Here is a 14,329-nt window from a genome sequence, read left to right on the forward strand (position 1 = left end):
TTCAAACTTTTCTTTTGCCATCTTAAAAAATTCCTATAAAGAAATTAACGCCTGACCCACTATTGGGCCAGACAAGCTAAATCATATAACAGCGCGAGCTGCAATTATTGCATCTGCAACGTTTTTAGCGGCTTCTGCATACTTCAAAAACTCCATAGAGTAAGATGCACGGCCTTGTGTTGCAGATCGCAGATCAGTTGCATAACCAAACATTTCAGAAAGTGGTACTTGCGCATTAATTTGCTTAAGACCACCGAATGCTTCTTCCATGCCTTCGATCATGCCGCGGCGACGGTTTAAGTCACCAACTACATCACCCATGTTTTCTTCAGGAGTGATAACTTCAACCTTCATTACTGGTTCTAGAAGAGCAGGGTTTGCTTCAAGCGCACCTTTCTTCATCGCCATTGAACCTGCAATCTTAAATGCCATTTCATTCGAGTCTACATCATGGAATGAACCATCATATAAAGTCGCTTTAACGCCAAGTAATGGGTAGCCAGCAAGCACACCTTGAGCCATTTGCTCTTGGATGCCTTTGTCTACCGCAGGGATGTATTCTTTAGGAACTGAACCACCAACGATTTCGTTAACGAATTCGTAAGTTGGCGCATCATCTTCCGAAATATCCATCGGTTCAAGTTTAAGCCAGACGTGACCATATTGACCACGACCACCTGATTGACGTACGAACTTCCCTTCAACTTCAACAGCTGAACGGATAGCTTCACGGTATGCTACCTGCGGCTTACCAACGTTACATTCAACACTGAATTCACGTTTCATACGGTCGACAATGATATCAAGGTGAAGTTCACCCATACCAGAAATAATAGTCTGGCCTGATTCTTCGTCAGTTTGTACTCTGAAAGACGGATCTTCTGCCGCTAGTTTACCTAACGCGATACCCATCTTATCTTGGTCAGCGACTGTGCGAGGCTCAACCGCAACAGAGATAACTGGCTCTGGGAACTCCATACGCTCAAGCGTAATGATTGAGTTCGGATCACACAGTGTCTCACCTGTTGTTACGTCTTTAAGACCAATAGCCGCTGCGATGTCGCCTGCGTAGACTACTTTGATCTCTTCACGTGAGTTTGAATGCATCTGAACGATACGACCAAGTCGCTCACGCTTACTTTTAACTGGATTGTATACCGCATCACCCTGTTTAACAGTACCAGAGTAAACACGGAAGAAGGTCAAGGTGCCAACGAACGGGTCTGTCGCAATCTTAAAAGCAAGTGCGGCAAACGGTGCGTTGTCATCAGCAGGACGTTCTTCCTCAGTACCATCTTCAACGATACCTTGGATTTGTTTCACTTGTGTTGGCGCAGGCATATATTCGATAACAGCATCAAGCACAGCTTGAACACCCTTATTCTTAAATGCACTACCACACGTCATTGGAACAATTTCGTTTGCTAATGTGCGCTGACGTAAAGCTGCTTTAATTTCAGCTTCGGTCAGGTCTTCACCTTCTAGATATTTGTCCATTAGTTCTTCTGATGCTTCAGCAGCGCTCTCAACCATGTGAGAACGCCATTCTTCTGCAAGCTCCAGAAGCTCTGCCGGAATGGCCTCATAAGAGAAAGTCATGCCTTGATCTTCGGCATTCCAGTTAATGGCTTTCATCTTAATAAGGTCAATAACACCTTTAAAGTCGTCTTCAGCACCAATTGGTAGCTGAATTGGAACAGGCGTTGCTCCAAGACGAGATTTCACCTGGTCCACAACTGTTAAGAAGTCAGCGCCAGTGCGATCCATTTTGTTTACGAAGATCATGCGAGGAACTTCGTATTTGTTCGCTTGACGCCAAACTGTCTCAGTTTGCGGCTGTACACCAGATGAAGCACAAAGAACAACTACCGCACCATCTAGTACGCGTAAAGAACGCTCTACTTCGATAGTGAAATCTACGTGTCCTGGCGTATCAATGATATTGATGCGATGGTCGTCAAATTGAGCGTCCATCCCTTTCCAGAAACACGTTGTTGCAGCAGAAGTGATTGTGATACCACGCTCTTGTTCCTGCTCCATCCAATCCATAGTTGCAGCACCATCATGTACTTCACCGATCTTATGAGAAAGACCCGTGTAGAACAGAACACGTTCTGTTGTGGTGGTTTTACCTGCATCTACGTGAGCGCAAATACCGATATTGCGATAGCGCTCAAGTGGAGTTGTACGTGCCATATGATCCTCTTAAAGGTTAAGGGCAGATTACCAACGGTAATGAGCGAATGCTTTATTCGCTTCAGCCATACGGTGAACGTCTTCACGTTTCTTAACCGCAGTGCCTTTGTTGTCAGCAGCGTCAACGATTTCTTGAGCTAAACGTAAGCCCATAGATTTTTCGCCACGCTTACGTGCAGCGTCTACTAACCAACGCATACCTAATGCGTTGCGACGTACTGGACGTACTTCAACTGGTACTTGGTACGTTGAACCACCAACACGGCGAGATTTAACCTCTACCTGTGGGCGAACGTTTTCAAGTGCAGCTTCAAAGATTTCAAGGTGCGACTTGCCTGATTTCTCAGCAGCCACGTCTAACGCACCATAAACGATTTTTTCAGCAGTAGATTTCTTGCCGTCTAACATTACTACGTTAACGAATTTAGCAAGAAGTTCCGATCCGAACTTAGGATCTGGAAGAATTTTACGTTGACCTATTACGCGTCTTCTAGGCATTTTGTATCTCCGGTATCTTCAGGTTTGCTCTTTTAGAGTCAATACCCAAAACAATTAATTTAAAAATTTAGTGCTTGGCCTTACTAACGGAGAACCATTAGCCCTTAGGGCGTTTAGCACCGTATTTAGAACGAGCTTGACGACGGTCGCTAACGCCTGCACAGTCAAGTGCACCACGTACAGTGTGGAAACGCACACCTGGTAAGTCTTTAACACGACCACCACGGATTAGGATTACACTGTGCTCTTGTAAGTTGTGGCCTTCACCACCAATGTAAGATGTTACTTCGAAACCGTTAGTTAAACGAACACGCGCTACTTTACGTAATGCAGAGTTTGGTTTCTTAGGTGTAGTTGTATATACACGAGTACATACACCACGCTTTTGCGGACAAGCTTTAAGTGCAGCTGAGTTACTTTTAGTAACTTTGCTACGACGTGGCTTACGCACTAGCTGGTTAATAGTTGCCATTTAAATAGCTCCTGAAATTAAAATTACTACTGAAAAAATAAAAAATCCGCCCTGTTTACATGCTCGTTACAAAACGTGCAGGCAAATGGGTGGCGGAATTTTAATGAGCAAAGTTTAACCTGTCAACCTTAACTCATCGTAAGGCAGAAGATAACTGCCTTACGATTTCTTAATCTATTGATTAAGCTGAGATTATTGGTTTCCAGAGATATCTGCGTTTAGTGCGTCAGTAAGTGCTTGAGTTGCCTCTTCAGCGCTTACTGTTTGCTCTTCAACGATTTCACCTTGCTTGCGACGGTTTAAACGGTCTTGGTGATACGCAAAGCCTGTACCAGCTGGGATCAGACGACCCACGATTACGTTCTCTTTCAGACCACGAAGCTCATCGCTCTTACCATTTACAGCGGCTTCAGTTAGGACACGAGTTGTCTCCTGGAACGATGCTGCAGAAATGAAAGATTCTGTTGCAAGTGACGCTTTAGTGATACCCATTAACTGGATTTCAAACTTCGCTGGGATCTTGCCTTGTTTCTCAAGTTCACGGTTAGAAATATTAACGCGTGCTACTTCAACTTGTTCACCGGCTAAGAACTCAGTGTCACCGCCGTCAAGAATGATACATTTACGTAGCATCTGACGAATAATTGTCTCAATGTGCTTGTCATTGATCTTAACGCCTTGCAAGCGGTAAACCTCTTGCACTTCGTTAACGATGTAGTTAGCTACATGAGTTACACCACGTAGGCGTAAGATGTCATGTGGTGACTCAGGACCATCGGCGATAACCTCACCTTTAGACACTTGCTCACCTTCGAACACGTTAAGTTGACGCCATTTAGGGATCATCTCTTCGTATGCGTCACCCTCAGCAGGAGTGATTACAAGACGCTTCTTACCTTTAGTTTCTTTACCGAAGCTGATAGTACCTGTGATTTCTGCAAGGATTGCAGGATCTTTCGGCTTACGTGCTTCGAATAAGTCAGCTACGCGAGGTAGACCACCCGTGATATCACGAGTCTTCGAACCTTCTTGCGGAATACGTGCTAGTACGTCACCTGGGTTTGCAGTTGCACCGTCTGTTACTTCAATCGTTGTGAATGAAGGAAGACGTGTTTCTTGCAGACCACGCTCATCGCTTTCGATGATTAGTTTAGGTTCTTTCGCATTCGCTTTACCTAAGTCTTTAACAACCACACGTGTTAAACCAGTTAACTCGTCTGTTTGTGCTTCGGTATTTGAGTCATCAATGTCGCTGAATGAGATTTTTGACTTGTGCTCAAGAACGATTGGGTGACTATGCGGGTCCCAAGTAGCAACGATGTCGTTACCTTGAACTTCTGCATTATCTTGTACTGCTAACACCGCACCGTAAGGTACTTTATAACGCTCTTTCTCACGACCAAAGCTATCGATGATAGTGATCTCTGTTGAACGAGACGTGATAACAATCTTACCGTCTGTGTTTAATACGTACTTCGCATTGTGTAACTTCAATGTACCGTTAGTTTTAACTTGTACACTGTTTTCAGCAGACGCTCGAGATGCCGCACCACCGATGTGGAAGGTACGCATCGTAAGCTGTGTACCCGGCTCACCGATTGATTGTGCCGCGATAACACCTACTGACTCACCTGGGTTGATGATGTGGCCACGCGCAAGGTCACGACCGTAACACTTAGCACATACACCAAAGTCATTATCACAAGTGATTACTGAACGAACGCGTACTTCATCCACTGAGTGCTCTTCTAAAAGGTCACACAGTTTTTCGTCAAGCATAACGTTACGCTCAACAAGTACTTCGTTAGTATTTGGAATTAATACATCTTCAGCAACAACACGACCTAGTACACGTTCACGAAGTGCTTCTACAACGTCACCACCTTCGATAAGCGGTTTCATTGTTAAGCCATCTTCTGTGCCACAGTCGTCTTCGTTGATTACTAAGTCTTGTGCAACGTCTACTAGACGACGCGTTAAGTAACCCGAGTTTGCTGTTTTAAGTGCTGTATCGGCAAGACCTTTACGCGCACCGTGCGTTGAGATGAAGTACTGTAGTACGTTTAGACCTTCACGGAAGTTCGCCGTGATTGGTGTCTCGATGATTGAACCATCTGGACGTGCCATTAGACCACGCATACCCGCTAACTGACGGATCTGAGCGGCGCTACCACGTGCACCTGAGTCTGCCATCATAAACACTGAGTTAAATGAAGATTGCTCTTCTTCTTCGCCTTTCGCGTTGATTACAGTGTCTTTTGATAAGTTCGCCATCATCTCACGTGATAGGTTTTCATTTACACGTGACCAGATATCGATAACTTTGTTGTACTTTTCACCAGCCGTTACAAGACCTGATTGGAATTGTTGGTTGATTTCAGTTACTTCAGCTTCCGCTGATTCAATGATTTCTGCTTTAACCGGTGGGATAACTAAGTCATCGATACCGATTGAAACACCTGACTTCATTGCGTAGTGGAAACCTGTGTACATTACTTGGTCAGCAAAGATAACGGTATCTTTAAGACCTAGACGACGGTAACACTCGTTTAATAAGCCAGAAATTTGTTTCTTACCTAGGGCTTGGTTGATTAACTCAAACGGCATGCCTTTAGGTAGGATTAGTGAAAGAATTGCACGACCTACTGTTGTTTCAACAATAGATACTTGCTCAACTGCTTCACCTTCTTCATTGTCAACTGTTTCGCTAATACGTACTTTTACGCGCGCATGTAGCTCAGCATTACCACTGCGGTATGCTTTTTCAGCTTCTTTAGGATCTTTAAATACAGTACCTTCGCCTTTCGCATTGATACGATCACGAGTCATGTAGTAAAGGCCTAATACAACGTCCTGTGAAGGAACGATGATTGGCTCACCATTCGCTGGAGATAGGATGTTGTTTGTAGACATCATTAGAGCACGTGCTTCTAACTGTGCTTCAAGCGTTAACGGTACGTGTACCGCCATTTGGTCACCATCGAAGTCAGCGTTGTACGCCGCACAAACTAATGGGTGTAAATGGATCGCTTTACCTTCGATAAGCACAGGTTCGAACGCTTGGATACCCAAACGGTGAAGTGTTGGTGCACGGTTAAGTAATACTGGATGTTCACGAATTACTTCGTCTAATACATCCCATACTTCTGCCACTTCACGCTCAACCATCTTCTTAGCAGCTTTGATAGTCGTAGCCATGCCGCGACGCTCTAATTTGCCGTAGATAAATGGTTTGAATAGCTCAAGTGCCATCTTCTTAGGAAGACCACACTGGTGTAGTTTAAGCGTAGGACCTACTGTGATTACAGAACGGCCAGAGTAATCTACACGTTTACCAAGTAAGTTCTGACGGAAACGACCTTGCTTACCTTTGATCATATCAGCAAGCGATTTAAGAGGACGTTTGTTAGAACCTGTAATCGCACGACCGCGACGACCGTTATCAAGTAGCGCATCTACCGCTTCTTGTAACATACGTTTTTCGTTGCGTACGATAATGTCTGGTGCTGCTAGATCTAATAGACGCTTAAGACGGTTATTACGGTTAATAACACGACGGTAAAGGTCATTCAGATCAGAAGTCGCAAAACGACCACCGTCTAGTGGTACTAATGGACGTAGATCAGGCGGAAGTACTGGAAGTACTGTCATGATCATCCACTCAGGGTTGTTACCTGATTGGTGGAAAGATTCCATTAATTTAAGACGTTTAGTGATCTTCTTACGCTTAGTTTCAGAGTTAATTGTTGGTAACTCTTCGCGCATTTCAGCAATTAATTGGCCAAGATCAAGTTCACGAAGCAAGTCTAATACTGCTTCTGCACCCATCTTCGCTTCAAACTCATCACCGTGCTCTTCAAGTGCATCTAGGTACTCTTCTTCACCTAAAAGCTGACCACGCTCAAGCGTTGTCATACCAGGCTCAGTTACTACGAATGATTCGAAGTAAAGTACGCGCTCGATGTCACGAAGTGTCATGTCTAGCATTAAGCCAATACGTGACGGTAATGATTTTAAGAACCAAATGTGCGCAACTGGGCTCGCAAGCTCAATGTGACCCATACGGTCACGACGCACTTTAGTAAGCGTTACTTCAACGCCACACTTTTCACAAATAACACCACGGTGCTTAAGGCGCTTATATTTACCACATAAACACTCATAATCTTTCACTGGGCCGAAAATACGGGCACAGAATAAGCCGTCGCGCTCAGGCTTGAAAGTACGGTAGTTGATTGTCTCAGGTTTCTTTACTTCACCGTATGACCATGAACGAACCATATCTGGCGAAGCAAGACCAATGCGAATTGCATCGAATTCTTCGGTCTTATTTTGTTGCTTCAGAAACTTAAGTAAGTCTTTCACCTTAGCTCTCCTGTCGGAGGTTAATCTTGAGGGCGAACCAATCGCCCCTACATTCTATTCGGCCTAACAGGTGCGGCTTACGCCGCACCTAAATGGCTTAATTTTCTTCCAACTCGATGTTGATACCCAGTGAGCGGATTTCTTTCAACAATACGTTGAACGATTCTGGCATACCTGGTTCCATCTTATGGTTACCATCTACGATGTTCTTATACATCTTAGTACGACCGTTCACGTCATCCGATTTCACTGTTAGCATTTCTTGTAGAGTATATGCAGCACCGTAAGCTTCTAGTGCCCACACCTCCATCTCACCGAAACGCTGGCCACCGAACTGAGCTTTACCACCCAGCGGCTGCTGAGTAACAAGGCTGTAAGAACCAGTTGAACGTGCGTGCATCTTGTCATCAACCAAGTGGTTAAGTTTCAGCATGTACATGTAACCAACAGTTACTTGACGTTCGAACTGATCGCCAGTACGGCCATCATAAAGTGTAACTTGACCGCTTCTTGGATAACCACCAAGCTCTAGTAAGTCTTTGATTTCGCTTTCACGAGCACCATCAAAGGCTGGAGTTGCGATCGGTAAACCACCTTTCAAGTTATCAGCTAAGCGACGAACTTCATCATCAGAGAACGAGTCGATATCAACTTTCTGACGACAATCACCTAATTCGTAAACTTTCTTAACGAAGCTACGGATTTCGTGCAGTTCACGCTGCTCTTTCATCATTTCTTCTAAACGCTCACCCACACCACGTGCAGCAAGACCCATGTGTGTTTCTAGGATCTGACCGATGTTCATACGTGATGGTACACCTAGCGGGTTCAGAACGATGTCTACCGTACGACCTTTGTCATCGTATGGCATATCTTCTACTGGTACGATAGTCGAGATAACACCTTTGTTACCGTGACGACCCGCCATCTTATCACCTGGTTGGATACGACGTTTAACAGCTAGGTATACTTTAACAATCTTAAGTACGCCTGGTGCTAAGTCATCACCTTGAGTGATCTTACGACGTTTGTTTTCAAACTTCTTATCGTATTCAGCTTTAAGCTCATCGTACTGGGCAGCTAGTTGCTCAAGTTCAGCTTGCTTGTCTTCTTCAGCAAGGCTTTGAGTAAGCAGCTTTTCAGCATTTAGTGATGCAATTGAATCTGCGTTCAGACCTGCGTCAACAAGTAACTTACGAGCACGGTCTAATACACCTGCTTCTAAGATACGGAACTCTTCGTTGAAGTCTTTCTTCGCTTCGCGAAGCTGCATGTCTTCAACTTCTAACGCACGCTTATCTTTTTCAACACCGTCACGGGTGAAAACTTGTACGTCGATTACAGTACCAGTTACAGAGTTTGGTACGCGTAAAGAGCTGTCTTTAACGTCTGACGCTTTCTCACCGAAGATAGCACGTAGTAGCTTTTCTTCTGGTGTTAATTGCGTTTCGCCTTTCGGAGTCACTTTACCTACTAGGATATCGCCGCCTTTAACTTCAGCACCGATATAAACAACGCCTGATTCATCAAGCTTGCCTAGTGCAGACTCACCTACGTTAGGGATATCTGCTGTGATCTCTTCAGGACCTAATTTAGTATCACGTGCGATACATTGTAGTTCTTGAATGTGGATAGTCGTTAGACGATCTTCTTGAACTACACGCTCAGATAGTAGGATTGAATCCTCGAAGTTATAACCGTTCCATGGCATGAATGCCACGCGAAGGTTTTGACCAAGTGCTAAGTCACCTAGGTCAGTCGAAGGACCATCTGCTAATACGTCACCACGTGTTACCGGCTCACCAACCATACAAGTTGGTTTTTGGTTAATACATGTATTTTGGTTTGAGCGAGTGTATTTAGTAAGGTTGTAAATATCGATGCCCGCTTCACCTGGAATACGCTCATCTTCATGTACATTTACAACGATGCGGCTTGCATCCGCATACATTACTTCACCGCCACGCTTAGCAACGATAGTTACACCAGAATCTTTCGCTAGTGTAAGCTCGATACCTGTACCTACCAGCGGTTTGTCCGCGATAAGTGTTGGTACGGCTTGACGTTGCATGTTTGAACCCATCAATGCACGGTTAGCATCATCGTGTTCTAGGAACGGGATAAGTGCTGCCGCTACAGAGATCACCTGTTGTGGTGATACGTCCATATATTGCTGGTCCATTTTGCCCATAAAGGTTGATTCACCTTTGTGACGACATGGAATTAGTTCATCAACAAACTCATTGTTTTCATTCAAGTTTGAGTTCGCCTGAGCGATAACAAACTGACCTTCTTCAATGGCTGATAAGTAATCTACTTCATCAGTAACTACACCGTTTACCACTTTACGGTAAGGTGTTTCTAAGAAACCATAGTCATTAGTACGTGCGTACGTAGACAATGAGTTAATTAGACCGATGTTTGGACCCTCAGGCGTTTCGATTGGACATACACGACCATAGTGAGTTACGTGAACGTCTCGAACCTCGAAGCCAGCGCGTTCACGTGTTAAACCACCCGGGCCTAATGCAGAAATACGACGCTTGTGCGTTACTTCTGAAAGCGGGTTATTTTGGTCCATGAACTGTGATAACTGAGATGAACCAAAGAACTCTTTAACCGCAGCCGAAATAGGCTTTGCGTTAATAAGATCTTGTGGCATTACAGCGTCAAGGTCACCTAAGCTTAAACGCTCACGTACAGCACGCTCAACACGTACTAGACCAACGCGGAATTGGTTCTCAGCCATTTCGCCAACACTACGGATACGACGGTTGCCTAAGTGGTCGATATCATCAACATCGCCAACACCGTTACGAATAGCGATAAGCACTTTCATAACAGCTACGATGTCTTCTTTCGATAATGTGCCAGGGCCAGTATCTGAGTCATAACCTACACGGCTATTGAACTTCATACGACCAACTGTTGATAAATCGTAACGCTCGTCAGAGAAGAACAAGTTATCAAATAAGGCTTCAGCCGCGTCTTTCGTCGGTGGCTCGCCTGGGCGCATCATGCGATAAATTTCTACTAATGCTTCTAAACGGTTGCTTGTTGTGTCGATACGTAATGTATCTGACATGTAGGCGCCGCTGTCCACTTCGTTGATATATAGTGTATCAATCTTAGTGTGACCTGCTTTAACCAATTCAGCCATTAGCTCAAGTGATAGCTCGTCATTCGCGTTTGCGATGATCTCACCCGTTGACTCATCAACATAGTTTTTAGCTACAACACGACCAATGATGTACTCATGCGGTACTTCTAATTGGTTAATACCTTTTTTCTCGATGTTCTTGATGTGACGCGCAGTAATACGACGACCCGCTTCAACAAGGACTTCACCGTCTTCGCCTTTGATATCAAAAGCGGCAGTTTCACCACGTAAGCGTGAAGGAACAAGTTCCATGAGAACTTTACCGTCAGCAACTTCAAACGCAGTTGTATCGAAGAATATCTCTAGGATTTCATCCGTTGAGTACTCAAGTGCACGTAGGATGATTGACGCCGGTAATTTACGACGACGGTCAATACGTACATAAAGGTTATCTTTTGCATCAAACTCGAAGTCTAACCATGAACCACGGTAAGGAATTACACGCGCGTTATAAAGTACTTTACCTGACGAGTGAGTTTTACCGCGGTCGTTATCAAAGAATACACCAGGGCTACGGTGTAGCTGAGAAACGATAACACGCTCTGTACCATTGATAACAAAGGTACCGGTATCAGTCATGAGCGGAATTTCGCCCATGTAAACTTCTTGCTCTTTAATGTCTTTAACTGTGCCTGGTGCTTCTTTGTCCATCACCACAAGACGCAATTTTACGCGAAGTGGAGCAGAATAAGTCACACCGCGAATTTGACATTCTTTTACATCGAATACTGGCTCACCAATACGATAACTTACGTATTGAAGCTCAGAATTTCCCGAGTAGCTTTTGATAGGAAACACAGAACGGAAAGCAGCTTCCAAACCGTGATCGCCATCAGCGTCAGGGACTAAGAATTTTTTAAACGATTCTAACTGCGTCGACAGTAAGAAAGGTATATCCAAAACTTGTGGACGTTTACCAAAATCCTTACGGATACGTTTCTTTTCAGAATAAGAGTAAGCCATGGGGTTCCTCAGCTTGCTGATCTTTGACCCGACCTGTTCTTGTAAGAACAGACTTAACTGGCATCTAAGCCAAGATGTACAACATTAAATTGTTGTTCTATTTTGCTCTCACACTTTCAACACCAAAATAGGTAACAACTTGAAAGTAAAGAGAAAATTAGATTTTATTTGCGTTACAGGATTGCATCGCTCTATAGCGCAAAAAGGCCGGTGATTAAATAATCACCAGCCCTTGCCTGATTACTCAGGCAGCGAACCTAGCGTAAGCTAGATTACTTAACCTCAACTTCAGCACCAGCTTCAGTAAGGTCTTTTGCAAGTGCTTCAGCTTCTTCTTTAGATACACCTTCTTTGATAGGTGCAGGAGCAGCTTCAACAAGTGCTTTAGCTTCTTTAAGGCCAAGACCAGTAGCACCACGTACAGCTTTGATAGCTGCAACCTTGTTAGCGCCAGCGCCAGTAAGGATTACGTCGAACTCAGTCTTTTCTTCAGCTGCTTCAGCAGCAGGACCAGCAACAACAGCAGCAGCTGCAGTTACGCCGAATTTTTCTTCCATTGCTTCAACTAGAGCAACAACGTCCATTACTGACATTTCAGCAATAGCATCAAGGATTTGGTCTTTAGTTACAGACATTACAAATTTCCTAATTATTACGGACTAAATATAGCCCAAAAAAAATATTACACCGAAAGTGAACAAAAAAACAGCTTAAAATTAAGCAGCTTGCTCTTCTTTCTGTACACGTACTGCTTCAATTGTTTTACACAATTTACCTGCAGACGCTTCTTTCATAGCGCTCATTAAGCGTGCAACAGCTTCGTCGTAAGTAGGTAGAGTTGCTAGCATAGCTGCGTCTACTACGTTACCTTCAAATGCAGCCGTCTTAACTTCGAATTTCTCGTTCTTCTTCGCGAAATCTTTGAAGATACGCGCAGCAGCACCTGGGTGCTCTGAAGAGAAAGCGATTAAGCTTGGACCTACAAGTGAGTCAGAAAGGCACTCAAAATCTGTACCTTCAACAGCACGTTTAGCTAAAGTGTTACGAACAACTTTCATCCATACACCAGCTTCACGAGCTTCTTTACGAAGGGCAGTGATAGCACCAACTGTTACACCACGAGAATCTGCAACAACTGCAGAAAGAGCACCAGTGGCTGCTTCGTTGACTTCAGCAACAATTGCTTTTTTGCCTTGAAGATTTAAAGCCATGGGTGTTACTCCTGGTTTAATGGGTTGCCGAAATTGGCTTCCCTGTTCTACTCTTCCCCATCTAAGATGGAGATGCTTTTTACGGCGAGAGCCAGAAGATTAGGAAAATCTATCTGGGGATTCACACCGTCTACGTAGGTAAAATATTAAGGCCGAAGCCGCCTACGGTCTTGGACGGAAGTCCAATTTATCGTTTTTACCCGAAGGCATTACGAAATTATGGACTTCAACCCGAATTCTTTACTTGTTTTGAAATTAACTTTCTCAACAAAATGGCGCAAAATTATAGTTCAAATTTCGCGCCATGTAAACTCTTAATTAAGCAACAACTGTGCTTAGAGAGTTTTGGTCAACAGCAACACCTGCGCCCATTGTTGTAGAGATAGTTACTTTCTTCACGTAAGTACCTTTTGCTTGAGAAGGTTTAGCCTTCTTAAGCGCAACAATAAGAGCTTCAAGGTTTTGTTGAAGTTGCTCAGCAGTGAAATCAACCTTACCGATAGTAGTATGGATGATACCGTTCTTGTCGTTACGGTAACGAACTTGACCTGCTTTCGCGTTTTTAACTGCTTCTGCAACGTTAGGCGTTACAGTACCAGTTTTAGGATTTGGCATTAGACCACGTGGACCTAAGATTTGACCTAGTTGACCAACAACACGCATAGCGTCTGGAGATGCAACAACAACGTCAAAGTTCATCTCGCCTTTCTTAACTAGATCAGCAAGATCTTCCATGCCCACTAATTCAGCACCAGCTTCTTTCGCAGCATCTGCGTTAGCGCCTTGTGTGAATACAGCAACACGAACTTCACGACCAGTACCGTTAGGTAGTACAGTTGCACCACGAACGTTTTGGTCAGATTTACGAGCATCGATACCAAGGTTAACAGCAACGTCAACACTTTCTACGAATTTAGCTGTCGCTAACTCTTTTAAAAGAGCAACTGCTTCGTTGATTTCGTAATCTTTAGTTACATCCACTTTTTCGCGGATAGTACGCATACGTTTAGTTAATTTTGCCATTATCTTAGTCCTCTACGTTCAAGCCCATCGCACGCGCAGAACCTGCGATAGTGCGAACTGCAGCGTCCATATCAGCCGCTGTAAGGTCAGGTCGTTTTGTCTCAACGATTTCTTCAAGTTGAGCACGAGTTACTGTACCCACTTTTTCAGTGTTAGGACGGCCAGAACCTGATTTGATGCCTGCAGCTTTCTTAAGTAAGTAAGCAGCCGGTGGAGTTTTCATGTCGAACGTGAAAGAACGGTCACCGTAAACAGAGATCACTACAGGAACTGGAGCGCCTTTTTCGATAGATTCTGTACGTGCGTTGAACGCTTTACAGAATTCCATGATGTTTACACCGTGTTGACCTAGTGCTGGACCTACTGGAGGACTAGGGTTAGCCATACCAGCGGCAACTTGTAGCTTGATAATAGCTTCAACTTTTTTAGCCATAATAAATA

9 protein-coding genes are annotated in these 14,329 nt (G+C 44.2%); all 9 read right to left on the reverse strand.

What is annotated here, in order from left to right:
• Positions 1-81 precede the first annotated feature (81 nt).
• Positions 82-2,196, reverse strand: a complete 2,115-nt coding sequence (gene fusA / locus CWB80_RS04115) for an elongation factor G (protein WP_054554835.1) — start codon at positions 2,194-2,196, stop codon at positions 82-84.
• 27 nt (positions 2,197-2,223) lie between these two features.
• A complete protein-coding gene (gene rpsG / locus CWB80_RS04120) occupies positions 2,224-2,694 on the reverse strand; it encodes a 30S ribosomal protein S7 (protein WP_054554834.1) in 471 nt (156 codons plus the stop codon).
• A gap of 97 nt (positions 2,695-2,791) precedes the next feature.
• Positions 2,792-3,166, reverse strand: a complete 375-nt coding sequence (rpsL, locus tag CWB80_RS04125; protein ID WP_002958885.1) for a 30S ribosomal protein S12 — start codon at positions 3,164-3,166, stop codon at positions 2,792-2,794.
• 192 nt (positions 3,167-3,358) lie between these two features.
• Entirely contained in the window at positions 3,359-7,531 is a 4,173-nt protein-coding gene (rpoC, locus tag CWB80_RS04130; RefSeq protein WP_054554832.1) for a DNA-directed RNA polymerase subunit beta', read from the reverse strand.
• Positions 7,532-7,628: 97 nt separating this feature from the next.
• Positions 7,629-11,654 carry a DNA-directed RNA polymerase subunit beta gene (gene rpoB / locus CWB80_RS04135; RefSeq protein WP_054554831.1) on the reverse strand — a complete coding sequence of 1,342 codons (4,026 nt, stop codon included), beginning with the start codon at positions 11,652-11,654 and terminating at the stop codon, positions 7,629-7,631.
• Positions 11,655-11,926: 272 nt separating this feature from the next.
• Positions 11,927-12,289, reverse strand: coding sequence for a 50S ribosomal protein L7/L12 (rplL, locus tag CWB80_RS04140; protein ID WP_054554830.1), 363 nt, complete (start codon positions 12,287-12,289; stop codon positions 11,927-11,929).
• A gap of 81 nt (positions 12,290-12,370) precedes the next feature.
• Positions 12,371-12,865 (reverse strand): 50S ribosomal protein L10, encoded by a 495-nt coding sequence (rplJ, locus tag CWB80_RS04145; RefSeq protein ID WP_054554829.1) that lies wholly within the window; start codon positions 12,863-12,865, stop codon positions 12,371-12,373.
• A gap of 318 nt (positions 12,866-13,183) precedes the next feature.
• Positions 13,184-13,888 carry a 50S ribosomal protein L1 gene (gene rplA / locus CWB80_RS04150; protein WP_054554828.1) on the reverse strand — a complete coding sequence of 235 codons (705 nt, stop codon included), beginning with the start codon at positions 13,886-13,888 and terminating at the stop codon, positions 13,184-13,186.
• A gap of 4 nt (positions 13,889-13,892) precedes the next feature.
• Positions 13,893-14,321 carry a 50S ribosomal protein L11 gene (gene rplK / locus CWB80_RS04155; protein WP_054554827.1) on the reverse strand — a complete coding sequence of 143 codons (429 nt, stop codon included), beginning with the start codon at positions 14,319-14,321 and terminating at the stop codon, positions 13,893-13,895.
• Positions 14,322-14,329: the final 8 nt, after the last annotated feature.

It is taken from the genome of Pseudoalteromonas sp. S1650 (assembly GCF_005887195.1).
GTDB lineage: Bacteria > Pseudomonadota > Gammaproteobacteria > Enterobacterales > Alteromonadaceae > Pseudoalteromonas > Pseudoalteromonas simplex.